24 protein-coding genes are annotated in these 25343 nt (G+C 33.5%); 18 read left to right on the plus strand and 6 right to left on the minus strand.

The features are described 5' to 3' along the window. Positions 1-22: 22 nt before the first annotated feature. Positions 23-613, minus strand: coding sequence for a YceI family protein (locus ACHRVX_RS11905; protein WP_395332437.1), 591 nt, complete (start codon positions 611-613; stop codon positions 23-25). 293 nt (positions 614-906) lie between these two features. On the opposite strand from ACHRVX_RS11905, the gene rlmN reads away from it, so the two are divergent. The 6 genes from rlmN (at position 907) to dnaG (ending at position 8820) form a co-directional block, all read left to right on the plus strand. Continuing rightward, on the plus strand, positions 907-1959 hold the full coding sequence (rlmN, locus tag ACHRVX_RS11910; RefSeq protein WP_395332439.1) for a 23S rRNA (adenine(2503)-C(2))-methyltransferase RlmN: 1053 nt from the start codon (positions 907-909) through the stop codon (positions 1957-1959). 1003 nt (positions 1960-2962) lie between these two features. Next, positions 2963-3940, plus strand: a complete 978-nt coding sequence (locus tag ACHRVX_RS11915) for a polyprenyl synthetase family protein (RefSeq protein WP_395332441.1) — start codon at positions 2963-2965, stop codon at positions 3938-3940. A gap of 188 nt (positions 3941-4128) precedes the next feature. Continuing rightward, the gene (locus tag ACHRVX_RS11920; protein WP_395332443.1) at positions 4129-4689 is read left to right on the plus strand and encodes an RNA polymerase sigma factor; all 561 of its coding nucleotides are present in this window, start codon (positions 4129-4131) and stop codon (positions 4687-4689) included. Beyond that, positions 4676-5401 (plus strand): hypothetical protein, encoded by a 726-nt coding sequence (locus ACHRVX_RS11925; protein ID WP_395332445.1) that lies wholly within the window; start codon positions 4676-4678, stop codon positions 5399-5401. Before ACHRVX_RS11920 ends, ACHRVX_RS11925 begins: the two co-directional genes overlap by 14 nt. 207 nt (positions 5402-5608) lie before the next feature. After that, positions 5609-6640 carry a hypothetical protein gene (locus tag ACHRVX_RS11930; RefSeq protein WP_395332447.1) on the plus strand — a complete coding sequence of 344 codons (1032 nt, stop codon included), beginning with the start codon at positions 5609-5611 and terminating at the stop codon, positions 6638-6640. 125 nt (positions 6641-6765) lie between these two features. Further along, positions 6766-8820 carry a DNA primase gene (gene dnaG / locus ACHRVX_RS11935; protein ID WP_395332449.1) on the plus strand — a complete coding sequence of 685 codons (2055 nt, stop codon included), beginning with the start codon at positions 6766-6768 and terminating at the stop codon, positions 8818-8820. Here dnaG and ACHRVX_RS11940 read toward each other — a convergent pair. Next, positions 8817-9446: a response regulator transcription factor gene (locus ACHRVX_RS11940; protein WP_026730588.1), complete on the minus strand. Its 630-nt coding sequence runs from the start codon at positions 9444-9446 to the stop codon at positions 8817-8819. The two genes, dnaG and ACHRVX_RS11940, sit on opposite strands and share 4 nt — an antisense overlap. Positions 9447-9539: 93 nt before the next feature. Beyond that, complete coding sequence (nadE, locus tag ACHRVX_RS11945) at positions 9540-10346, minus strand: NAD(+) synthase (RefSeq protein WP_395332451.1); 807 nt, start codon at positions 10344-10346, stop codon at positions 9540-9542. Between the two features lie 100 nt (positions 10347-10446). Between nadE and gldB the strand changes: the two genes are divergently transcribed. Together gldB and gldC are read left to right on the plus strand one after the other, a co-directional pair. Continuing rightward, the gene (gene gldB, locus ACHRVX_RS11950; RefSeq protein ID WP_395332453.1) at positions 10447-11406 is read left to right on the plus strand and encodes a gliding motility lipoprotein GldB; all 960 of its coding nucleotides are present in this window, start codon (positions 10447-10449) and stop codon (positions 11404-11406) included. Next, a complete protein-coding gene (gldC, locus tag ACHRVX_RS11955) occupies positions 11406-11741 on the plus strand; it encodes a gliding motility protein GldC (RefSeq protein ID WP_394775257.1) in 336 nt (111 codons plus the stop codon). Before gldB ends, gldC begins: the two co-directional genes overlap by 1 nt. A gap of 160 nt (positions 11742-11901) precedes the next feature. Here gldC and ACHRVX_RS11960 read toward each other — a convergent pair whose 3' ends face one another. The 3 genes from ACHRVX_RS11960 to ACHRVX_RS11970 form a co-directional block, all read right to left on the minus strand. Further along, positions 11902-12426, minus strand: a complete 525-nt coding sequence (locus ACHRVX_RS11960) for a hypothetical protein (protein WP_395332455.1) — start codon at positions 12424-12426, stop codon at positions 11902-11904. A gap of 169 nt (positions 12427-12595) precedes the next feature. Then, a complete protein-coding gene (gene yihA, locus ACHRVX_RS11965) occupies positions 12596-13216 on the minus strand; it encodes a ribosome biogenesis GTP-binding protein YihA/YsxC (RefSeq protein ID WP_395332457.1) in 621 nt (206 codons plus the stop codon). Positions 13217-13258: 42 nt separating this feature from the next. Beyond that, on the minus strand, positions 13259-14023 hold the full coding sequence (locus tag ACHRVX_RS11970; RefSeq protein ID WP_395332459.1) for an alpha/beta fold hydrolase: 765 nt from the start codon (positions 14021-14023) through the stop codon (positions 13259-13261). 378 nt (positions 14024-14401) lie between these two features. On the opposite strand from ACHRVX_RS11970, the gene ACHRVX_RS11975 reads away from it, so the two are divergent. The 10 genes from ACHRVX_RS11975 to murG all read left to right on the plus strand — a co-directional run bounded on the left by ACHRVX_RS11975 (position 14402) and on the right by murG (position 25233). Beyond that, complete coding sequence (locus tag ACHRVX_RS11975; protein ID WP_029273286.1) at positions 14402-14875, plus strand: division/cell wall cluster transcriptional repressor MraZ; 474 nt, start codon at positions 14402-14404, stop codon at positions 14873-14875. Then, positions 14850-15758, plus strand: coding sequence for a 16S rRNA (cytosine(1402)-N(4))-methyltransferase RsmH (gene rsmH / locus ACHRVX_RS11980; RefSeq protein ID WP_395332462.1), 909 nt, complete (start codon positions 14850-14852; stop codon positions 15756-15758). The genes ACHRVX_RS11975 and rsmH overlap by 26 nt, the downstream gene beginning before the upstream one ends. A gap of 15 nt (positions 15759-15773) precedes the next feature. After that, positions 15774-16121, plus strand: a complete 348-nt coding sequence (locus tag ACHRVX_RS11985) for an FtsL-like putative cell division protein (protein WP_213305072.1) — start codon at positions 15774-15776, stop codon at positions 16119-16121. After that, the gene (locus ACHRVX_RS11990) at positions 16112-18124 is read left to right on the plus strand and encodes a penicillin-binding protein (RefSeq protein WP_395332464.1); all 2013 of its coding nucleotides are present in this window, start codon (positions 16112-16114) and stop codon (positions 18122-18124) included. The genes ACHRVX_RS11985 and ACHRVX_RS11990 overlap by 10 nt, the downstream gene beginning before the upstream one ends. Further along, positions 18121-19584 (plus strand): UDP-N-acetylmuramoyl-L-alanyl-D-glutamate--2,6-diaminopimelate ligase, encoded by a 1464-nt coding sequence (locus ACHRVX_RS11995; protein WP_395332466.1) that lies wholly within the window; start codon positions 18121-18123, stop codon positions 19582-19584. The genes ACHRVX_RS11990 and ACHRVX_RS11995 overlap by 4 nt, the downstream gene beginning before the upstream one ends. A gap of 91 nt (positions 19585-19675) precedes the next feature. Continuing rightward, the gene (gene mraY, locus ACHRVX_RS12000; protein ID WP_395332468.1) at positions 19676-20908 is read left to right on the plus strand and encodes a phospho-N-acetylmuramoyl-pentapeptide-transferase; all 1233 of its coding nucleotides are present in this window, start codon (positions 19676-19678) and stop codon (positions 20906-20908) included. A gap of 45 nt (positions 20909-20953) precedes the next feature. Next, positions 20954-21307, plus strand: a complete 354-nt coding sequence (locus tag ACHRVX_RS12005) for a four helix bundle protein (protein WP_395332470.1) — start codon at positions 20954-20956, stop codon at positions 21305-21307. Positions 21308-21372: 65 nt separating this feature from the next. Beyond that, positions 21373-22704 carry a UDP-N-acetylmuramoyl-L-alanine--D-glutamate ligase gene (gene murD, locus ACHRVX_RS12010; protein WP_395332472.1) on the plus strand — a complete coding sequence of 444 codons (1332 nt, stop codon included), beginning with the start codon at positions 21373-21375 and terminating at the stop codon, positions 22702-22704. A gap of 78 nt (positions 22705-22782) precedes the next feature. Continuing rightward, positions 22783-24102: an FtsW/RodA/SpoVE family cell cycle protein gene (locus ACHRVX_RS12015; RefSeq protein ID WP_395332474.1), complete on the plus strand. Its 1320-nt coding sequence runs from the start codon at positions 22783-22785 to the stop codon at positions 24100-24102. 45 nt (positions 24103-24147) lie between these two features. Further along, complete coding sequence (gene murG / locus ACHRVX_RS12020; protein WP_395332476.1) at positions 24148-25233, plus strand: undecaprenyldiphospho-muramoylpentapeptide beta-N-acetylglucosaminyltransferase; 1086 nt, start codon at positions 24148-24150, stop codon at positions 25231-25233. The last annotated feature ends 110 nt before the right edge of the window (positions 25234-25343 follow it).

Below are 25343 nucleotides of genomic sequence, written 5' to 3' on the forward strand. Positions count from 1 at the left end.
TTTTATTTTAAATTTTTACAAATTAATTTTGAGTCAAAGATTCTTTCATGTTAAAATCGTTTAAAGTCACATTAAAAATCAGTGCCAGTTCTTTCCCGGCTCTCACAACGCCAAGAGCCGCTGTTGGAGGTGACATACCAAAATCAGCAAAAGTGATTTGGTTAGATCCTTTTAAGATAAAATTTCCATTATTAGCCGTTACATTTACCTGAGTTTTATAATCTCTGCTCATTCCTGCAATAGTGTAAGTTCCGGTTAAATTCCAGGTTGTTTCGTTTACTTTGTTTGCAGTTTTTAAAACGTACTTAATATTTTTATGTGATTTAGTATCCAGAGTTTCGTATGCCACATCATCCATACTTGTTTTGCTGCTTTTTATACTTTCTGCAGGCAATATAATAGTTAAGCTATTTATATCTGTAAGTTTAGAATCTATAACAGTTAGATTTGCAGTACCGTTTCCTTCAGAAGATTTCATCACCCAATCATGCACATTTGAAGTTCCCGCAACTTCAAAAGTTGATTTTGCCAGAGTATAATTTCTTTGAGCATTTGTTGGTAATGACAATGTTATTAAAATCATTGTCAATAAAATTGATTTAGTCGTTTTCATTTTGATGTGGTATTTAATTCTTTTTAGGGATAATGGAAACATGATCAATCAGGTTTTATAATAAAGATTGTCTTGTTTCTGAGATCAAATTTATTGCGAACACGCAACAACAGGTATGATAAAAGTCATTGTTGAGAAATTATTAAACAATTATAATTATTACAATGGGTTTTTCTGGTCGCCTTTTATCGAAAGATGAGCTAACACAAAAAAAATAAAAAACAAGTATTTACAGGTACTAAGCCTCAGTATATCATCAGAAATTTTAAGAAAAAAAGTAGTAACTTTGCGCCATGCAAATTGAGAAAAAAGATATACGAGCCCTATCAAAAGACGAGTTACGCGATTTTTTTGTCGCTAATAATGACAAAGCTTTTCGTGGAAATCAAGTCTATGAATGGTTATGGAGCAAAGGAGCACATAGTTTTGAGGACATGACAAATGTTGCCAAATCAACCCGTTCTATGCTGGAAGATAATTTTGTTATCAATCATATAAAGGTTGATACAATGCAGCGCAGCAGCGACGGAACAGTAAAAAATGCCGTTCGATTACATGATGGTTTAGTAGTAGAATCTGTTTTGATTCCTACCGATACCAGAACAACTGCCTGCGTTTCAAGTCAGGTTGGTTGTAGTTTAGATTGTAATTTCTGCGCCACTTCACGTTTAAAAAGAATGCGAAATCTGGAACCGGGCGAAATCTACGATCAGGTACTTGCAATTGATAAGGAAAGTCGTTTGTATCACAATCATCCGCTTTCGAATATTGTTTTTATGGGAATGGGAGAACCTTTAATGAATTATAATAATGTCATTAAAGCCATCGATATGATTACCTCTCCAGAAGGTTTAGGAATGTCGCCAAAACGTATTATGGTTTCAACTTCAGGAATTCCGAAAATGATTAAAAAAATGGCCGACGACGACGTTAAATTCAAATTGGCAGTTTCTTTGCATTCCGCCATAGACGAAATTCGTGCGCGAATAATGCCATTCAGTAAAAACTTTCCTTTAGCAGATTTAAGAGAATCATTAGAATACTGGTACAAAAAAACAAAGAATAAAATTTCATATGAATATGTAGTATGGAAGGGAATCAACGATGATAAAGCTTCGATTGATGCATTAGTAAAATTCTGTAAATATGTGCCTTGCAAAGTAAATCTAATCGAATATAATCCAATTGACGACGGCGAATTTCAACAAGCTTCAGAAGAATCTATAATGGCTTATATAAAAGCATTGGAAAACATTGGAGTAGTATGTAAAGTACGTCGCAGCCGCGGAAAAGATATAGATGCCGCTTGTGGACAATTAGCCAATAAAGAAGGCGAAACTGTGTAGTCCCTACGGGACAATGAAATGTGTGCGAATATTTTTTCTACCAATATATAGTCTCTCCGAGACATAATTTCGAAATGTTTGGTTAAAGAAATTTCAAATATATTCCGTTAGGAATTAAATAGTAGTAGTTTGTGTAGTCTCTAAAGGACAAAGAAATGTTTGCGAATATTTTTTCTACCAATATATAGTCTCTCCGAGGCATAATTTTGAAATGTTTGGTTAAATGATATTTCAAATATATTCATTTAGGAATTAAATATTAGTAGTTTGTGTAGTCTCCAAAAGGACAAAGAAATGTATGCGAATATTTTTTTCTACCAATATATAGTCTCTCCGAGACATGATTTGAAATGTTTGATCAAAAGATCTTTTCACTTTATTCCGTTAGGAATTAAATATTAGTAGTTTGTGTAGTCCCTACAGGACAAAGAAATGTATGCGAATATTTTTTTCTACCAATATATAGTCTCTCCGAGACATGATTTTGAAATGTTTGGTTAAAAGATGTTTTCACTTTATTCCGTTAGGAATTAAATATTAGTAGTTTGTGTAGTCCCTACAGGACAAAGAAATGTGTGACGAATATTTTTCTACCAATATATAGTCTCTCCGAGACATAATAATGTGAAATGTTTGGTTAAAGAAATTTCAAATATATTCCGTTAGGAATTAAATATTGGTAACAAAAAATGATGTAAAAATTCAAAATGTCCCGTAGGGACTATACATTTTTTTACTGAATTACATTAAAATCATAAATAAACAAAAGCATTAAAAACGAGAATTACTCTTGTTCTTAATGCTTTTTTTTGGGCAAAAAGGATTATTGTTTAAACGTCAATTAAAAAGCTCAAATAGTTTTTACTTTTAAATAGTGAATTCAAATCAGGCTTTAAATCCGGAATGCTTTTGGTTTGTTTTCATAATTATTCTATAAATTATTGATATACTAACCTAAATTATACAACGTTTTTTTATTAAAAATAGTATATTTGGGAACGAAATGAATATTACTTCTCAAATAAAACAGCCCATCTTTAACGAGATGGAACTTTTTGAAAAAAAGTTCCATGAATCGATGACTTCAAAGGTCGCTTTACTCAACCGTATCACCTATTATATAGTAAACCGAAAAGGAAAACAAATGCGTCCGATGTTTGTTTTTTTAACCTCAAAAATGGTTTCCGGCGGTATTGTAAACGAACGAACCTATCGGGGAGCATCTGTAATTGAACTTATTCATACTGCAACTTTAGTTCATGATGATGTTGTCGATGATAGTAATCGCCGTCGCGGATTTTTCTCTATCAACGCACTTTGGAAAAATAAAATTGCCGTTTTAGTGGGAGATTATTTATTGTCAAAAGGATTGTTGCTTTCTATAGATAATGGCGATTTTGATTTACTTAGAATCATTTCTGTTGCCGTTCGTGAAATGAGCGAAGGGGAATTACTTCAAATTGAAAAAGCAAGAAGACTCGATATTACCGAAGATGTTTATTACGAAATCATCCGAAAAAAAACCGCAACACTTATTGCTGCTTGTTGTGCTCTTGGCGCGAAATCAGTTATTGAAGACGATGAAAAAGTAGAACATATGCGTAAATTTGGAGAGCTTATCGGAATGGCTTTTCAAATCAAAGATGACTTATTCGATTACAGCGAAGAAGCTATTGGTAAACCAACGGGAATCGATATTAAGGAGCAAAAAATGACATTACCTTTAATTCATGTTTTAAATACTTGTACTCCGCAAGAAAAAAAGTGGTTGATAAACTCCATCAAAAACCACAATAAAGACAAAAAACGCGTTAAAGAAGTGATTGCTTTTGTAAAAAACAATAATGGTTTGGCTTACGCTGAAAATAAAATGATTGAATTTCAGCAGGAAGCGCTTTTATTATTACAGAATTTCCCTGACTCTGAGTTCAAAGATGCCCTGACTTTGATGGTAAACTACGTTATTGAAAGAAAAAAATAATTAGATAATTTGTCAATTATAAAATTAGATAATTGGTTTACGTGATTGTAAATCAGTTGTTCTGTCTTTCTATATTGAATTTAGAATTTATTTTTTGGAATTTTTTCATAACTGATGCAACCCTTTTGCAAATCAAATCGTCTATGCTAATAGAAGTCTGTTACTAAACCAAAACCAAAAGCTTATAAATGAAAATTATTCATTTACATCAAGAAGAAACCGAACTTATAAAGTTGGCTGTCGAAAATAACCGACAAGCGCAACAGCAAATTTATAGTCGGTTTTCTCCAAAAATGCTGAGTGTTTGCCGACAATATATAAAGGACATTCAACTTGCCGAAGATGTAATGATAACAGCTTTTATGAAAGTGTTTACCAATTTAAACAAATTTGAACATAAAGGAAGTTTCGAAGGCTGGATTCGGCGAATTATGGTGAACGAATGTATATCGTATTTACGAGTTCAGAAAAAAGTAAAGTTTTCCGAAGAGGAGATTTACACTGAAGAAAGTTTCAATGCAATTGACAGCCAGTTTTCAATAGATCAGATTCAGTTTTTAATAGATGCTTTGCCGGACGGATACAAAATGGTTTTTAATTTATATGCCATTGAAGGATACAAACACAATGAGATTGCAAAGATGTTGGGAATTAGTGAAGGAACATCAAAATCGCAATTATCGCACGCCAGAAAAATGCTGCAAACACAGATTAATATTTTAAAAAAACAAGATAATGGAACCGAATAATTTTGAAAAGGATTTCCGTGAAAAACTAAAGCACCGTAAAATAGAACCAAGCGATAAAGCATGGGATCGATTAGACGCGATGTTAAGTGTTGCTGAAGAAAAAAAGCAGCCAAAAAATAATAAGAAATGGCTTTATATCGCAGCAAGTATTGTTGGGTTTTTATTAGTGGGAACATTCTTTTTTAATCAGAAGAAAAATCAAATTGAAACACCACAAAATACAGTTGTTGTTAAAGAGAAAGTAAAAAAGGATTCGGTTGTAAAACCAACTTTAAACATAATAGATTCCAGTAAAACTGAAGTTGCAATCTCAGAAAAAACAGCTACTCAAAAATCAATAAAAAAAGGGAATAACCTTCCTGAAATTTCGGGACAAAAATCAAATAAAACCATAAAAAATGAATCAAATCAAATAGCGGAGTCTTCAATCATCATCAAAAACAATCAGGAAAAACAATCAATCACTAAAACGTCAGTTGCTGAAACTCCTAAAAAAGAAACAGTAGATCAGTTACTGGAAACAGCCGAAAAAAGCGTTGTTGCTGAAAATTCGGTAAAACCAAAATCAAAAGTAAAAATTAATGCGAATGATTTACTCCATCAGGTTGATGGCGAATTAGAACTTTCGTTTAGAGAAAAAATGATTACAAAAGTCAATAAAAACTACCAATCGGTAAAAGTGGCGTTGGCAAATCGTAATAAGCAGGAGTGAGGGGAATAGAAGAAAGATTATCGAAAAAAGAAGAAAGAATAAAGAAGAAAGAATAAAGAAAATAAAAAATAGATTTTTAGTTCCGGAGGATCGATCCATATTGTATTGTCGGTTTTCAACCCGATGGAGACGAAGTAGCGCATTCACAATTTACCATTTATAATTCACAATTAAAAAATCATCAATCAATTTAAAAATCAATCAATCATGAAAAATTTTACCATTTATCTCGTAATCCTGGTCTTTTTATTTGTTACTAAAGTTCTGGGACAGGAAACTTTTGAATCCAGAGCCAAGAAAATTGCCAATAAAATAGAGAAGATTACCAAAGAAGAAAAAGCTGCTTTAAAAGACGAAGTAGAAGCTGTAAACGTACAATTGTCTGAAGGAAAAATTACGCAGGAACAAGCAGACAAGCGCAAAAAAGAATTAGCAGAAGCCAGAGCGGTTATTATTGAAGAGAAAGTTACTTTGGCTCAAAATGAACTTAACGATCTGGTACAACAAAAGGTCGATGGTAAAATTAAAGAACAGGATTCTACACATACTTATGTCTTTAGTTGGAAAAGAAGAGATATTGATAAAGATTCCATTCGTGGAGAAAAAAGAACTACTTCGCAATTTTTATTTGCAATGGGTTTAAATAATATGATAGTCGATGGAAAACTTCAGGACTCTAATTATAGTTTTATTGGGTCACATTTTTACGAATGGGGTTTTACCTATAATTCCAGATTATTGAAAAACGATAATTTATTGCATGTTAAATACGGGCTTTCTTTAATGTATAATAATATTCGCCCCACAAATAACAAAAGTTTTGTGGTGAATGGCAATCAAACTGAACTTCAAACAAATGCGATAAATCTGGATGAATCCCGTTTTAGAAATGTTTATCTGGTTTTGCCATTACATTTAGAGTTTGATTTCTCTAAGCCTCAGGTAAGTAACGGGAAAACGTATTTCAGAACACATAAAAGCTTTCGTTTTGGGATTGGTGGATATGCAGGAATAAATGTGAAATCAAAACAAATTTTAAAATACGATCAGGACGATTTAGATTACAAAACAACAGTAAAAGGAGATTATAATGTAAATAATTTTATTTACGGCGTGAGTTCTTATATTGGATACAAAGACTTGAGTTTGTATGCAAAGTATGATTTGAATTCCCTGTTTGAGGATAATTTAGTAAAAGAAAATAATATTTCGTTAGGATTACGCCTTGATTTAAATTAAGAATACAGTTAATTAGTTAGTGAAAGAAGTGTCTCGAAAGAGGCACTTTTTTTATGGAAAACCCTAAGATTAAGGATCGATTTGTTTACTTTTACAGACTTCAAATTTTTAAAATATTTTACGTTTTGATTTCACAAAATACTGTTGATACTGTTTTTGAAACTGCTCGTGTAGAGGAGGTTATTGGTGATTTTGTCAATTTGAAACGCGCCGGAAGTAACTTCAAAGGATTAAGTCCGTTCTCTGATGAGCGTTCGCCGTCGTTTATGGTATCGCCTGCAAAAGGAATCTGGAAGGATTTTAGTACAGGAAAAGGAGGGAACTCTGTTAAATTCCTGATGGAACATTCACAGTTTACTTATCCGGAAGCTATTCGGTATTTGGCAAGAAAATACAACATTGAAATTGAAGAAACCGAACAGACAGATGCTGAAAAAGCAATGACGGATGTTCGTGAAAGTATGTACTTAGTATCAGAATTTGCAAAAGGATATTTTCATAATACACTTTTAAATTCTGAGGAAGGAAAAGCAATTGGACTTTCCTATTTTAAAGAAAGAGGTTTTACAAATGAAACCATCAAGAAATTTAGTTTAGGATATTCACCTGAAACCTGGGATGCACTTACAAAAGAAGCTCTTGGTAAAGGATATAAGTTGGAATTTCTGGAAAGTACCGGTTTGACAATTGCCAGAGAAGACCGCCCTTTTGACCGTTTTAAGGGACGTGTAATGTTTCCTATAGAAAGTATGTCCGGGCGTGTTTTAGGTTTTGGAGGACGTATTTTAACTAATGATAAAAAAGCAGCGAAATACTTAAACTCGCCCGAAAGTGATATTTACCATAAAAGTAAAGTGCTTTACGGAATTTTTCAGGCAAAACAAGCTATAGCAAAACAAAATAATTGTTATCTGGTCGAGGGTTATACAGATGTGATTCAGTTTAATCAGGCAGGAATTGAGAATGTTGTGGCTTCATCAGGAACCGCTTTAACGCCAGATCAGATTCGTTTGGTCAATAGACTAACCAGAAATATAACGGTTCTTTTTGATGGAGATGCTGCAGGATTACGCGCTTCTGTTAGAGGAATTGATTTGATTCTTGAAGAAGGAATGAACGTAAGAGTTTGTGCTTTTCCTGATGGAGAAGATCCGGACAGTTTTGCACGAAAAAATTCCCATGATGAACTGGTTGCCTATTTAGAAGAAAACAGCAAAGATTTTATTCAGTTTAAAGCGTCGCTCTTGATGAAAGATGCTAAAAACGATCCTATAAAAAAAGCCGATTTAATCAGGGATATGGTTGCTAGTATTTCAAAAATACCGGATCGTATCCAGCGCGAAGTTTATATTCAGGAATGCGCCAGAATCATGGATATTTCTGAACAGGTGCTTACCAGTACTTTGGCGCAATTAATTCAGAAAGATCTTGTTGAGGCTGGTAAAAAGCAAAAACACGAACAAAAACCTTTTGAGGTTCATAGAAATCAAAAAAATACAGGATATTCGGGAGGAGATCCGGAAGATCCACGAAATGGACCGCCTGAGGATTATCCGGGAGAAACGGGATATTCAGCCGAGTCAACAGAAAAAGTAGATATTCTTTACCGTTTAGAACGAAAAGTAATTGAGATATTATTGCTTTACGGAGATAAAACAGAAGAATTTGAAGATGTACTTTTAAAAAACAATGATGAAGGTGAGGTTGTAATGATTACTGAAAAGCGACAATACAAAGTTTTCCAGCGAATTTATTTGAGTTTGCAGGAAGATGAGGTTGAACTTTCTAATAATTTGTTCAGGGATATTTATACCGACTTAATTGGGTTTTATAACCAAAATGAAAAATTCAATCTGGAGCAATATTTAATGCGTTTACAGCCAGATTTTGCTCAGGAGGTTACCGATATTTTAATGGAAGATGAAAGATTGACGCTGCACGATTGGGAAGGACAGAACATTTTTTCGAAAATGAAACACGAAACAATTGCACAATATGTTTCTGAAACGATTATGTCTATGCGTTGGTTTTTGGTAGACAAAATCATTGAAGAATTAAAAAGCTCTATACAACCTGATAATTCAGATAATACAGAGCTTTTGTCTATGGTTGTCGATTACTCGAAACTTGTCAATTCATTCTCGAAAAAACTAGGAAGAGTAATGTCGAGATACCATTAAATAATTTCTAAAGTCTTCGCTTTATTAACTAAGTCAACTAAATTAGTAACATTTAATTTAGTCAATAATCTTAATTTGTAAGTACTGATCGTTTTCTCGTTCAGATTTAAGATTTTAGAGATTTCATTATTCTTTTTACCATCACTTAAGTAACGTAAAACTTCAATCTCGCGATTAGAAAGTTTTCTGTACAAACGTTCGCTTTTGCTTTGTTTAGCAATAAGTGCCATGTTTTTACGTACCGTTTCATTGATGATAATTTTTCCTTCGTGTACTTTAATAATAGAAAGACCTAAAGTTTCAAGTTTTTCTGTTTTGTGCACATACCCGGAAACTCCTGCTTTAATAGCATTTGGAGCATACATTTGTTCAGCGAGGTCACTAAAAATTACAATTTTTGTTTTTGGGAAATTTTTCAGGATCGACTTGACCTCGAAGATGCTTGAAAGCCCTTCCAGCTCCAGATCGAGAATTAGGATATCGATCTCCTTCGTCTGAAGGATATCTCTAACCATTGAAAAATTGCCTACGTTGGCAACAATTGAAATTTGATCGTGGTCTTTGAAATAAGACTTAACGCCAAAGTGAGTCACAGGATGATTGTCTGCAAGACATACTTTAATCATAATTTTTACCTTTTTTAGAATTGTTCATGTTTTTGGAACTGTAAAATTAATAAATAAATTCTGTAATTAATTGCAGACAAATGTTAAAATCTTTTATTTTAACGTTTTTGGTATTAAACAGACTGGAATTGGGTCCATTTTATGCTTGTTACTGGTGTTTAAACGTTTATAAATTTCAAAGACAGATTTTTCTCTCCCATCAAAGTCAGATGCCGTATTTCCTGACTCCGCGGCTAACATGGCCCATTCAAGTTCGTCATAACTTGCCCCTAATTGGTCCTCATCTGTACGATTATCGCCAAATAATCCATCTGTAGGAGCGGCTGTTAAAATTGTTGTCGGAATTGCCAAAAATTCACCTAAAGCATACACATCTGATTTCATTAAGTCGGCAATTGGACTTAAATCGACTCCTCCATCTCCATACTTGGTGTAAAAACCTACGCCAAAATCTTCTACCTTATTCCCAGTCCCTGCAACTAATAAGCCGTGAATTCCGGCCAAATAATATAAAGATGTCATTCTGAGGCGTGCACGAGTGTTTGCTAACGATAAATTAACTTTTGTTGAATCTTCGGATGTAGGAACTGTTGCCTTAAAAGCTTCAAATGTATCCGTAAGGTCAGTTTGTACGTCAGAAACGTTTGGAAAACGCTTTTTCAATTGATCAATATGTTCTCTTCCTCTTAAAACTTGATTTGGAGCCTGGTGAATGGGCATTTCAACACATAAAACCTTCAAACCCGTCTGGGCGCATAGAGTAGAAGTCACAGCAGAATCAACTCCACCGGAAATTCCTATTACAAAACCGTTTGCTTTTGCATTGTTAGCATAATTTTTTAGCCACTCTACAATGTGGGTATTTACTTTTTCTGTCTGAATCGTACTTTTTTTAGCCATAATAGTTCAAGTTTTAAGATGTAGGGATGTATATTTGCAGAATTATTTTTTAAGTATCTTTTTACTTAAAATCCAGCAACACAAATCTAATTAAAATAAAATGAAAATTTATCGCTTAGTAGTGGTTCTGTCCTTGTTTTTTTTGTCCTGTGAACAAAAAACTAAAGTGGAAAAAGAGGTTGAGGAAATCCCTGTGGATATTAAGGTAGAGCGTTTTGATAAAGTGTTTTTTGAAACTAAACCAGAAGATTTAGCAAAAGTAAAAAGACAGTACCCTTTCTTTTTTCCGGCAGGAAATGATGATAATATTTGGTTGAAAAAAATGCAGGATCCGCTTTGGAAAGAAGTATATACTGAAGTGCAAAAAAAATACGCCAATTTTGAACCTGTTCGTCAGGAATTCAATAAATTGTTTCAGCACGTAAAATATTATTTTCCAAAATCAAAAACTCCTAAAGTAATTACCGTAATTGGAGAAATGGATTATACTTCAAAAGCAATTTATGCTGATAGTCTGGTAATTGTTGCCTTAGAGCTTTATTTAGGGAAAGAGCATAAATTTTATCAGTTTCCGAATTATCTGAAACAGAATTTTGAAGAAAAACAAATTATGCCGGATGTAGTTTCGAGTTTTGCCTACAGAAATATTCCTGCCTTTGCGGACAAAAACTTAATTTCTCAAATGATTTTTGAAGGAAAGCAATTGTATGCCAAAGATTTGCTTTTACCAGAATATTCAGATGCAGATAAAATAGGCTACACACCGGAACAAATAAAATGGAGTCAGGAAAATGAAGCATATATGTGGCGTTTTATTATAGAAAATGAAATGCTGTACAGCGATGATCCAAAATTAACAACCCGATTTATAGCACTGGCTCCGTTTTCTAAATTTTATTTAGAGATTGATAACGATTCTCCGGGACGAATTGGCGCCTGGCTGGGATGGCAAATAGTGCGATCTTACATGAAGAATAATCCGAATGTAACATTGCCGGAATTATTAAAAATAAATGCAAAAGAAATTTTTGAACAATCAAAATATAAACCTAAGAAGTAATGTCAGATACAGTAAACTCAGAAATTAGATTCAATATAGAATTAGATGAAAACCGTGTTCCCGAAAAATTAACATGGAGCGCAAAAGATGGCGGTGTTGAAGCTGAAGAAGCAAAAGCAATTATGTTGTCTATTTGGGACAGTAAAGTCAAAGAAACGATGCGTATTGATTTATGGACAAAGGATATGCCGGTTGATGAAATGAAGATTTTCTTCCATCAGACTTTAGTTGCAATGGCAGATACTTTTAAACGCGCCACAGACGACGAAAAAATGTCGGATACAATGAAAGATTTCTGTGATTATTTTGCAGAAAAGCTGGAACTAACGAAGTAGTTAAATTCCAAATTCAAATACTGGAACTAAATTCCAATAAGAAAAAATCCCAAATTCCAATTGTAAAGATTGATGTTTGGGATTTTTTATTAATTTATTATGGCGTTTGTTTTGATAGATTTTAGTTTAATATCATTTATGATTTTATTGTAACATCCCATTATGACAGTAGATGTTGGTTTGTTTGTAAGGCTATTTTCGTCTTCAATTGAGCCTCCGGAAGTTTTTGAATAAGTATTTCCCCACTATTTAAATCATATACTTCTAAGGTGACTTCTGCAAAAGACATTTGCTTTTTATAATAAAAATGATCTATAAGCTGAAAATCACTTAAATCATTTTTTGAATTTTTGCATTTGATATTTATATAATAGTCAAAATTTGCTCCTTTTTTTAAATCTAAAATTTTTGATTTACTTGGATTAATAGGGACTTGTTTAGGTAATAATAATGACTTTTCATTCAATGAATATTTAACTCTATCACCAAGATATTCGGAAAAATCTATAAAAGCCAAATCGGTTAATTTATCTTTGACATATGGATTAACTTCAATTTCGCCAAGTAGCCATTTGCCGCTGGAGAAATCTACACCATAAGTTTGGTTTTCGCTTAATACGTAATAATGTGTAGTATTACAGGAAAATAAAAGTAGTAAAAAGAGAAAGGCAATAATTTTCTTCATGAAATTCTGTGATTAAAATTGCTGCAAATATATGTATTTACAATATTTTATTGAGAATTTACTGCAATAAAAAATCCCAAATTCCAAGCTAAAATTGGAATTTGGGATTTTTTGTTAGTTTCTTATTTTGGAATTTGGAATTTCAAAAATTGGAATTTAATTTTTAGATTTAAAATTCACTCTGGTTTTTAAAAACTTCCTGATTTACTTCGTCAATATAAGTTAAAACTTCGTCTTTTCCGGTTTGTTCTGTAGCAGAAGTCACGAAATAATGGGGCATTTCTTCCCAGTTATTGGCAAACATTTGTTTTTTGTATGCTGCAATATGCGAGTCAATTTTTGTTTTGCTAATTTTATCGGCTTTAGTAAAAATAATACAAAACGGAATCTCGCTTTCTCCCATATACGACATAAATTCAATGTCTATAGTTTGAGCTTCATGACGAATATCAATCAAAACAAAAGCACAAACTAATTGTTCTCTGGTTTCAAAATAATCTGTAATGAATTGTTGAAAAACTGATTTTGTTTTTTTAGATACTTTCGCGTAACCATAGCCGGGTAAATCGACCAAAAACCAATTGTTATTAATCTTAAAGTGATTAATTAATTGTGTTTTTCCAGGTCTTCCTGATGTTTTAGCTAAGTTTTTATGATTGGTAAGCATATTGATCAAAGAGGATTTCCCTACGTTTGATCTTCCGATAAAAGCATATTCCGGCAAAAAATCTTTAGGACATTTTGCAACTTCAGAATTACTGATAATAAATTCGGCGGTATTAATTTTCATGTTTTTTGTGTTTAAGACCTCCTAAAAGTCGAAAGTTAGATGCTATAAATTCGTTTTAACGAGCCATTCTTCAAGAATTTTGTTGAATTCTTCAGGATGTTCCATCATAGCAGCGTGTCCACATTTGTCTATCCAGTACAAAGTTGAATTAGGCAATAATTTATCAAATTCTTCAGCGACATTCGGTGGTGTTACAGCATCATTTTTACCCCAAATTATACAGGTTTCTACTGTCATTTTTGGTAAATCCTTAGCCATATTATGACGAATTGCGCTTTTTGCAATCGTTAAGGTTTTGATTAGTTTAATACGATCGTTTACCGTTGCATAAACTTCATCAATAAGTTCCGGAGTGGCAATTGCAGGATCATAAAATACATCTTCAGCTTTCTTTCTGATGTATTCATAGTCACCTCTTTTTGGATAACTGTCTCCCATAGCGCTTTCATAAAGGCCAGAGCTTCCGGTGATTACAAGTCCTGCTACTTTTTCAGGATATAGTTTTGTGTGATAAAGTGCAATATGACCTCCAAGTGAATTACCTAACAAAATAACTTTGTCAAAGCCTTTAAAAGTGATAAAGTCTTTAACGTATTTAGCGAAGCTTTTTACGTTGGTTTTTAAAATACTTTGGGTGTATATTGGCAAATCCGGGATAACAACTTTGTATCCTTTCGTTGGGAAATATTGTGCTACAGCATCAAAGTTACTAAGGCCTCCCATTAAGCCATGTAAAATCACGATAGGAGTTCCTTCTCCAGCTTCATAATAGCTGTATTTGCCTTCTTTTTTGTAGTGTTTGTCCATTTAATTTAATGCCAATTTCAATTTGGACAAATATAGGGTTTAATAAATAAAAATGAATTTTTGCTACCGTTTTTTAACTAGATAATTTTTGTCGAACTTCTAAGTGTTTAAAAATCAGCTTTTATGGGGTGTTTTGGTGTATTTGCTAAATGTTAAGAAAACTGCATAATACCTAATTTTTTAAGAAATATAGTGCGTATTTTTTTTGATGTGGAAACAGAATTACGGCTCTGCTAATTATTATCTAAACTATTGATTGTCTATAAATTAAGGTTGGTGGGGAGAAAGTGGGTAAACTTATCAACAAAGTGGTAGTTAGTGGTAAAATGTGGTAATATTTTTTATATTTTTGCTGTATAACATATTAAAGTATTTTTCTTGAACACAATTGTTGGAACATATGAGTGTAAAGTCGATGCTAAAGGAAGGCTAATGATGCCTGCGCCTTTAAAAAAGCAATTGGCTTCTTCTCTTCAAAACGGATTCGTTTTGAAGCGCTCTGTTTTTCAGCCGTGTTTAGAACTGTATCCAATGGAAGAGTGGGATCTGATGATGCAAAAAATCAACAAGCTGAATCGTTTTGTAAAAAAGAACAATGATTTCATCCGAAGATTTACTGCTGGTGTTAAAGTGGTAGAGATTGATGCATTAGGGAGATTATTGGTTCCAAAGGATTTGGTTGCTTTTTCAAGTATTTCTAAAGATGTGGTTTTTTCATCTGCGGTTAATATTGTGGAAATTTGGGATAAAGATTTATACGAGAAATCAATAAGCGGCGAAGATATGGATTTTGCAGATTTAGCCGAAGAAGTAATGGGAAATATTAATGACGACGACAATGGAATATCATAATCCGGTTTTGCTTCATCCTACAGTTGACGGTTTAAACATTAAACCTGATGGCGTTTATGTAGATGTAACGTTTGGTGGCGGTGGTCATTCAAAAGAAATTTTGAAACGCTTAGGGCCAAACGGAAAATTGTTTGCTTTTGATCAGGACGAAGATGCGCTTGCAAATGCATTACCAGATGAACGGTTTACCTTAATTAATGAGAACTTTAGATTTATAAAACGATTTTTACGTTTTCACGGAGTTAAAAGTGTAGACGGAATTTTAGCTGATTTAGGTGTTTCATCACATCAGTTTGATGTTCCGGAACGAGGATTCTCTACAAGATTTGATGCCGATCTGGATATGCGGATGAGTCAGAAAAATGATTTAAATGCTTATCGTGTGGTTAACGAATATGAAGAACAGGATTTACGTCGTGTTTTTTTTGATTATGGGGAGTTGAAAAATGCGCCGGTTATAGCAAGAACAATTTTAGAAGCCAGAGAGCATCACCCAATAAAAACGACAGATGAATTGAAAGATGTTCTGGCAAAATTTTTACCGGAAAGAGTTCGAAATAAGGTGTTGGCTCAGATTTATCAGGCGATTCGAATTGAGGTAAATCACGAAATGGAAGCTTTGAAGGAATTTATAGAGCAATCTTTAGAAATTCTTAATCCGGGGGGAAGATTCTCTGTAATATCTTATCATTCGTTAGAAGACAGACTGGTAAAAAGATTTATTAAAAACGGAATGTTTGAAGGAGAACCAGAACGTGATTTTTTTGGAAATTTTTCTGTTCCGTATAAAACCATCGGAAAATTGATTATTCCGGATGATGCAGAGATTAAAATCAACAACAGAGCAAGAAGTGCAAAATTAAGAATTGCCGAGAAGATATAATATATATAGGTAGAAATGAAAAGTGGAGTATTTGGCATATTAAAAGCAAGATTTCTTTTAAACGATGACGCAGTAAAAAACTGGCGATTCATTGTTTTTATAATTCTGCTTGCTATTTTGATGATTGCAAATACACAACGATACGAACAAAAGGTTTTTGAAATTGCAAAACTGAATAATGAAGTAAAAGAATTGCGATCTGAATTTGTAGATCGACGTTCAGAGTTAATGAAATTGAAAATGGAATCAACGATATCCGATAAAATGTTTGAAAAACAAATTTATCCGTCAACAGTTCCTCCGGTTAAAATAGAAGTTAAAAAAGAAGAAGAAAAAAATTTCTTTAAAAGAATATGGCAGTAGACGATAAAAATATATCCTACAGAATTTACCTCGTAGCAGTTTTCATCTTTGTGATGGCAATTGCTATTGTTGTTAAGTTAACCAATATTCAATGGGTTGAAGGAGATTATTACAGAAAACTGGCAAAACAACGTACAGTTCGAAATTTTGTAATTCCGGCAAACAAAGGAAATATTTATTCGGCTGACGGAAGTTTACTGGCAACATCGATTCCTAATTATGAAATTCGTTTCGATGCAAAAGCGCCAAAAACAGAAACTTTTGAAAAGCATGTAAAAGCGTTATCAGATTCTTTAGCAACTGTTTTTGATAAAACGGGAAGTTATTTTGAAAAAGAACTAAGAAAAGCAAGAGAAAATAAAAATCGCTACTATTTGATTGCCCGCAATTTAAGTTATACTGAATATGTAAAAATTAAAGGTTTTCCATTATTCAATTTAGGAGCTTTTAAAGGAGGAATTATTATTGAGCAGGAAACGGTTAGAAAACATCCGATAGGAAAAATTGCTGAAAGAACAATTGGTTACGATCGTATTGACCCTGCAACAGGAGTTGAAGTAGGGAAAGGAATCGAATGGGCTTTTAAAAGTTATCTAAACGGAAAAGACGGTAAAATTTTAAAACAAAAAATTGCCAAAGGACAATGGAAACCTATTCGTGATTTAAATGAAGTTGATCCTGTAGATGGTTATGATGTAATCTCTACAATTGATGTTTTTATTCAGGATATTGCACATCACGCTCTATTAAAACAGCTTGAAGAATACGAAGCTGATCACGGTTGTGTAGTAGTTATGGAAACTGAAACGGGACATGTAAAAGCGATTTCGAATTTAGGAAGAGGCGAAGACGGGTCCTATTATGAAACTACAAATTATGCTGTAGCAGAGTCTCATGAGCCGGGATCTACATTTAAATTAGTCGATTTAATGGCGATTTTAGACGATAAAGTAGCGGATACAAGTACTGTTTTTGATAGTCACAACGGACAAGTGAAATATTATGGGCGTACTGTTACGGATTCGCACAGATCAGGTTACGGGAAGGTTTCATTAGCGCGCGGTTTCGAGCTTTCGTCAAATACGGTAATGGTTCAGGCGGTTTATAATAATTACAAGAACAACCCTTCTAAATTTGTCAATCATATCAATTCGTACGGATTAAATAAAACATTGGGATTGCATTTTAAAGGAGAAGGAAGACCTTATATACCACAACCTGGCGATAAACACTGGTCAGGAGTTTCACTTCCGTGGATGGCTTTTGGTTATGGAGTTTCGGTTACGCCAATGCAGACTTTGGCTTTTTACAATTCAGTTGCCAATAATGGCGTAATGGTAAAACCTCAGTTTGTATCAGAAATAAAAGAATGGAACAAGACCATCAAGAAATTTGATGTTGAAGTAATAAATCCAAAAGTATGTTCACCGGAAACCATTAAAAAGTTAAGAGCAGTATTAGAAAATGTAGTTAAAAAAGGAACAGGCTCTAAGTTGTATTCGAAAGATTTTTCGATGGCAGGAAAAACCGGAACGGCTCAGGTCAATTATGGTGGGAAAGAAGGAAAGTCTGCATTGTATTACGCTTCTTCATTCGTGGGATATTTTCCTGCTGATCATCCTAAATATTCCTGTATTGTAGTGGTTCATAAACCTAATACATCAAAAAACAACTATTACGGAGCAGATGTTGCGGGACCGGTTTTTAAAAGAATTGCCCAAAAAATATTTACAGATGCGCCATCAACAAATAAAATTAAAAAACTGGATTCAAGAGTGCCAAAACAGGATTCCAGTTATGATAAATATTATGTTGTTGAAGCGAATAAAAAATCAAATCAGGTTCCGGATTTAAAAGGAATGCCGGGAATGGACGCGATTGCTTTACTGGAAAATTTAGGTTTAAAAGTTAAAGTAAACGGAGTTGGAAAAGTAAAAAAACAGTCTTTACAGGCTGGACAAAATATTAGTAAAAACACAACAATAGTATTAGAATTATCGTGAAAGTACTGAAAGACATATTATATAAAGTAGCTATTGAATCTGTAACAGGTTCGACAGAGATTGATATACATAAAATTGATTTTGATTCAAGAAAAATTGAAGCAAATGATGTTTTTGTAGCCATTCGCGGATCACTTTCTGATGGTCATGATTATATAGAAAAAGCCATTCAATTAGGTGCAATTGCGATTATTTGCGATACGTTACCTGAAAATGTTGAAAAAGGGATCACTTACATTCAAGTAAAAGATACCAATTCGGCTTTGGCTTTCATGGCTGCTAATTATTTTGGAAATCCTTCTGAAAAATTAAAATTAGTTGGCGTAACCGGTACAAACGGAAAAACAACAATTGCTTCGTTATTGTTTCAGTTGTTTCAAAAAGCAGGTTTTAAAGTTGGTTTATTGTCAACCGTAAAAATCATGGTGGATGAAACCGAATATAGAGCAACGCACACAACACCGGATTCAATTACAATCAATCATTATTTAAACGAAATGATTGAAGCAGGTGTAACGCATTGTTTTATGGAAGTGAGTTCACACGGAATTCACCAGAAAAGAACAGAAGCTTTGCATTTTGTTGGAGGAGTTTTTACAAATCTGTCGCACGATCATTTGGATTATCATCCAACTTTTGCAGAATACAGAGATGTTAAAAAGTCATTTTTTGATTCGTTGCCTAAAACAGCTTTCGCTTTATCCAATATCGACGATAAAAACGGACCTGTGATGTTGCAAAATACAGTGGCCAGAAAACGTACCTATGCCTTAAAAACATACGCAGATTTTAAAGCAACAATATTAGAAAGTCAATTATCAGGCTTATTATTGAAGGTGAACGACAATGAAGTTTGGGTAAAACTAATTGGGACTTTTAACGCTTACAACGTTTTGGCAATTTACGGAACGGCTGTAGAATTAGGAATGGATAGTCTGGAAGCATTGCGTTTACTATCTGATTTAGAAAGTGTTTCGGGTCGTTTTCAATATATTGTTTCAGCAGGAAATGTTACTGCAATTGTAGATTATGCCCATACGCCGGATGCTTTAGATAATGTTCTAAAAACGATTGCTGATATCCGTACAAAAAACGAACAATTGTTTACAGTTGTGGGTTGCGGAGGAAATCGAGATAAAACTAAAAGACCAATTATGGCAAAAATTGCGACAGATCTAAGTGATAAAGCAATTTTAACATCGGATAATCCAAGAAACGAAGATCCTGAAGTGATTCTGGATGAAATGGAAAAAGGAGTTGAAGCTCATAATTATAAAAAATTATTGAGAATTACAGATCGAAAACAAGCAATTAAAACCGCGTGTCAATTGGCTCAGCCAACTGATATTATTTTAATCGCCGGAAAAGGGCATGAAACATATCAGGAAATAAACGGTGTTCGAAATCATTTTGATGATATGGAAACTGTAAAGGAAATTTTAGAACAACTGGGAAAATAAAGTTTAAACGGTGAATAGGTTATTCGTTTAACCGAATAATTATAAAATCAAAAAAACTAACAAAAACAATTAAACAAATAAACCAAGATATATGCTATACTATTTATTTGAATATTTAGACAAAACATTAGATATACCCGGGACAGGAGTGTTTCAGTATATCACATTCAGATCGGCTTTAGCATTGATGCTTTCATTGCTTTTGTCAACGATTTACGGAAAAAGAATTATAAACTTTTTGCGTAAACAACAAGTTGGCGAAACCGTTCGTGAGTTAGGTCTGGCTGGTCAAAATGAAAAAGCAGGAACGCCAACTATGGGTGGACTTATTATCATTTTTGCAACGCTTTTACCGGTTTTGTTATTTGCTCGTTTGCATAATATTTATATCGTATTGCTTATTGTAACTACACTTTGGATGGGAACAATAGGTTTTGTAGACGATTATATTAAAATATTCAAAAAAGACAAACAAGGACTTAAAGGTATTTTTAAAGTTATTGGGCAAGTTGGTTTGGGGATCATCGTTGGAGCAGTTCTTTATTTTAATCCTGCTGTAACTGTTAGAACAGATACTGGCAGAACAGATGTTTTTAGAACTACAACCAATACGACTGTGATTTTACCTGCGCCAATTGAGGAAAAATCAACAGCAACAACAATTCCGTTCGTAAAAAATAATGAATTTGATTATGCTGAATTATTAGCATGGACAGGCGAAGGATATGAAAAATGGGCATGGTTGATTTTTATTCCGGTTGTTATTTTTATCATCACGGCGGTTTCAAACGGAGCAAATTTAACAGACGGAATTGACGGTCTCGCCGCAGGAACTTCGGCAGTATCTGTGCTCGCGCTCGGGATATTTACGTTTGTTTCCGGAAATATTATTTTTTCGAATTATCTAAATATTATGTACATCCCAAATTCGGGAGAGATGACCGTTTTTATATCCGCATTTGTGGGAGCCTTGATTGGGTTTCTTTGGTACAATTCGTATCCCGCATCGGTCTTTATGGGAGATACAGGAAGTTTGACCATTGGAGGAATCATTGCAGTTTTGGCAATTGCAGTTCGTAAGGAATTATTGATTCCGCTATTGTGTGGAATCTTTTTAGTAGAAAATTTCTCAGTGGTTTTACAAGTGAGTTATTTTAAATTCACTAAAAAACGTTATGGCGAAGGCCGAAGAATTTTTCTGATGTCGCCATTACATCATCATTATCAAAAGAAAGGATATCATGAAAGTAAAATTGTAACCAGATTCTGGATCGTTGCCATCATGTTAGCCATATTATCAATCGTTACTTTAAAACTTAGATAATTTTTAAATTAAAAATTGAGAATTAAAAATTAAAAGTTCTTAGAAATGAAAGAAAATGTTATTCAGAATAAATCATTTCTTTTTGCGGTTAGAATAATCAATTTGTACAAGCATCTAACCACGGTAAAGAAAGAATTTGTTTTGAGTAAACAAATTTTAAGATGTGGAACTTCAATTGGAGCAAATATAGAAGAGTCAATTGGAGGACGTTCTGATAAAGAGTTTCTGTTTAAACTTGAGATTTCTTACAAAGAAGCAAGGGAAACAATTTATTGGTTAAAACTATTGAAAGCCACAGATTATATTTCAGTAATAGAATTTGAAAGCATTCATAGTGAAGCAGAAGAAATATGTAAAATATTAGCAAAAATTATAATAACCCTAAAAGGGAAAATGTGAAACAATTAAAAGCCTCGTGTAATAGATTTTTAATTTTTAATTCTCAATTTTTAATTATATAAAGTATGAGGTTAGTAGTATTAGGAGGAGGAGAAAGTGGTGTAGGTACCGCTATTCTGGGGAAGAAAAAAGGATACGATGTTTTTGTATCTGATTTTGGAAAAATAAAAGAAAGCTATAAAGAAGTTCTTATCATTAATAAAATTGACTGGGAAGAAGAAAAACATACCGAAGACCTGATTTTAAACGCCGACGTGGTGATGAAAAGTCCCGGAATTCCTGAGAAATCTCCCATAGTACAAAAACTTATTGCAGCCGGAATAAAAGTGATTTCTGAAATTGAATTCGCAATACCTTTTACCGAAGCATTAACAGTTGGGATTACAGGAAGTAACGGTAAAACAACGACAACAATGTTAACGCATCATTTGCTGAAATCAGCAGGTTTGAATGTTGGTTTAGGTGGAAACATTGGCAAAAGTTTTGCCTGGCAGGTAGCAGATAATAAATATGATGCCTATGTGCTTGAACTAAGTAGTTTTCAGCTTGACGGAATCATAGATTACAGACCGGATATTGCCATAATAACAAATATTAGTCCGGATCATTTAGACCGATACGAATATAAATATCAAAAATACATTGATTCAAAGTTTCGCATAACAATGAATCAAACCGAAAGCGATTATCTTATTTACGATGCAGATGATGAGGCAATTGCCGAATGGTTAAAAAATAACACAACAAAAGCAAAATTAATTCCTTTTTCATTGACTAAAACATTCGATGAAGGGGCTTCTATAAATAACAACAAAATGGAAATAAAGATCAACCAAGAAGAGTTTACAATGGAAACAGAATACATTGCGTTAGAAGGAAAACATAACATGAAAAACGCAATGGCAGCAAGCTCTGTAGCAAAATTGATGCAAATTAGAAATGCAACAATTCGCGAAAGTTTATCTAATTTTCAAGGTGTTGAACACCGTTTAGAAAAAGTATTAAAAATCCAGAATGTTCAATATATCAACGATTCAAAAGCAACAAATGTAAATGCTACTTTTTTTGCTTTAGACAGTATGAATGTTCCAACGGTTTGGATTGTTGGTGGAGTTGACAAAGGAAACGATTATAACGAATTAATGTCATTAGTTCGTGAAAAAGTAAAAGCAATTATTTGTCTTGGAGTTGATAATCATAAAATTATCACTGCTTTTGGGGATGTTGTGGATATAATGGTTGAAGTAAATAATATGAACGATGCTGTAAAAACAGCACAACGTTTAACTGAAAAAGGTGATGCTGTTTTATTATCTCCGGCCTGCGCAAGTTTCGATTTATTCGAGAGTTACGAAGACAGAGGAAAACAATTTAAGCAAGCGGTGCACAATTTGTAAAAAATAGTTTCAAGTTTCAGGTTTCACGTTATGTGAAAACTTGAAACATGAAACAAAATAAAACTTGAAACTAAAGACATGAAGGAGTTAGTAAACAAATTAAAAGGAGATAGAGTAATATGGTCATTCGTGGCTTTATTAGCGCTGTTTTCGTTTATGCCTGTTTTTAGTGCGAGTAGTAATCTGGCTTATATCGGTCACGGAACGGGGAACACATTGGGTTATTTAGTAAAACATCTGGCTCATATTTGTATTGGTTTCCTGATTATTTATTGGGTTCACAAAGTGCCATATCATTATTTCAGGGCGATTTCAAAAATTGCTTTGCCTGTAGTGTGGTTTCTTTTACTGTATACATTATTGAAAGGAACGGTGATTGCCGGAGCAAATGCAAGTCGCTGGATTCAGGTGCCTTTTATAGGTATTACGTTTCAAACGTCAACATTAGCGGCGAGTATATTGTTTATTTATGTAGCACGTTATTTGTCTAAAACCAGAGAAGAAAATGAACCATTTCAAACGTCGTTAATTCAGCTTTGGTTGCCGGTTTTTATAACATTGGCACTTATTTTGCCAGCTAACTTTTCGACCACTGCGTTGATATTTGCAATGGTAATAATGTTGACTTTTATTGGTCGATATCCATTAAAATATATTGGTTTTATCATAGGTTCAGGAATCGCAATGTTAGCATTCTTTCTTTTGGTAGCAAAGGCTTTTCCGGATTCAAGATTTTTTAGCAGGGTAGGAACATGGGGAAGTCGTATTGAGAACTTCACCACAGACAAACCTGATGAAGATGATTATCAAATCGAGAAAGCAAAAATTGCAATTGCATCAGGAAGATTTGGCGGAGTTGGACCAGGAAAAAGTGTTCAGAAAAACTTTTTACCACAATCATCTTCAGATTTTATCTACGCGATTATTGTTGAAGAATATGGTTTAGTTGGCGGCGTTTCAATATTGGTTTTGTACTTATTGTTATTGTTCAGGTTTGTAATTGCGTCACATAAAGCAACTACGTTATTTGGGAAATTAGTCGTCGTCGGGCTTGGATTTCCAATGATATTTCAGGCGATGATCAATATGGCAGTTGCAGTAGAATTATTGCCTGTTACAGGGCAAACGCTTCCGCTGATAAGTAGTGGAGGAAGTTCTATCTGGATGACTTGTTTTTCTCTTGGGATTATCATCAGCGTGACTAAAAAAGAAGAAGAAATCGCAGAAGAGCAGGAAGAAAAGGAAAGAAGGAAAGAAGCACTTCAAAGATTAATTGACAAGGAATTAGCTGTAGAAGATGAAATTGAATATGAGAAGGCAGGAGTTTATGAAGAGGAAGGAATGTATTCAATTGAAGATAATTCCAGGAATCCGATGAATGCAGTTTTGAATAAATAAAAAGAGTAAATAGAATAATTTTTAAAGCGAATAACTTTTAAAAATATGACAAATTATAAATTCATATTAAGTGGTGGCGGTACAGGAGGACATATTTATCCTGCGATTGCGATTGCTAATGAATTAAAGTTGAAATTTCCTGATGCTGAATTTCTTTTTGTAGGTGCTAAAGACAAAATGGAAATGCAAAAAGTACCTCAGGCAGGTTATGAAATAAAAGGACTCTGGATTGCGGGTATACAAAGGAAATTGACTTTACAGAACTTGATGTTTCCGCTAAAACTGGCAACAAGCTTGCTGGAATCTAGAAGAATCATCAGGCAGTTTAGACCAAATGTGGTTATAGGAACAGGAGGTTTCGCAAGCGGACCTTTATTACAAGCGGCAGGTTTAGCAGGAATTCCAACAGTGATTCAGGAACAAAATTCGTTTCCGGGGATTACAAACAAATTGTTGAGTAAGAAAGCAAATGCAATTTGTGTGGCATACCAAAATCTGGAAAGATTTTTTCCTAAAAATAAAATGATTTTAACAGGAAATCCAGTTCGTCAGGATTTAATTGATATTGAAATTAAACGTGATGAAGCCATTACTTTTTATGGTTTGGATCCTAATAAAAAGACATTACTAATTCTGGGTGGAAGTTTAGGAGCAAGAAGAGTCAATCAGTTAATTGAAAAAGAGTTACAAAATATACTTTCTCAGGATGTTCAGATTATCTGGCAATGCGGAAAATTATATTTTGAAGATTATAAAAAACACAATCAGCAAAACGTAAGAGTTGTTGATTTTATTGAAAGAATGGATTTTGTTTATGCTGCGGCAGATGTGATTATTTCACGTGCGGGAGCATCCTCAGTATCTGAATTGTGTATTGTTGGGAAACCGGTAATTTTTATTCCGTCACCTAATGTAGCCGAAGATCATCAGACTAAAAATGCGAAGGCAATTGTAGATGCAAAAGGAGCTATTTTATTGAAAGAGTCAGAATTAGACACTCAGTTTAGTATTGTTTTTGAGGCTTTATTAAAAGATCAGGGAAAACAAAAACAATTGAGTGAGAATATCAAAAAACTGGCTATGCCAAATGCTACAAAAGCGATTGTAGAACAAATAGAAAAGTTGTTATAATGTAATTTTTTAGAAAAATTATACAACAATTTATATAGAGCAGAACGTTATTTTTAGGCGTTTTGAGTTATTAAGATAAGAAAAATGCAAAGACCTAGTTACTAGTTTTT

Origin of the sequence: Flavobacterium sp. FlaQc-47, from assembly GCF_044006475.1 — a bacterium.
Lineage (GTDB): Bacteria > Bacteroidota > Bacteroidia > Flavobacteriales > Flavobacteriaceae > Flavobacterium.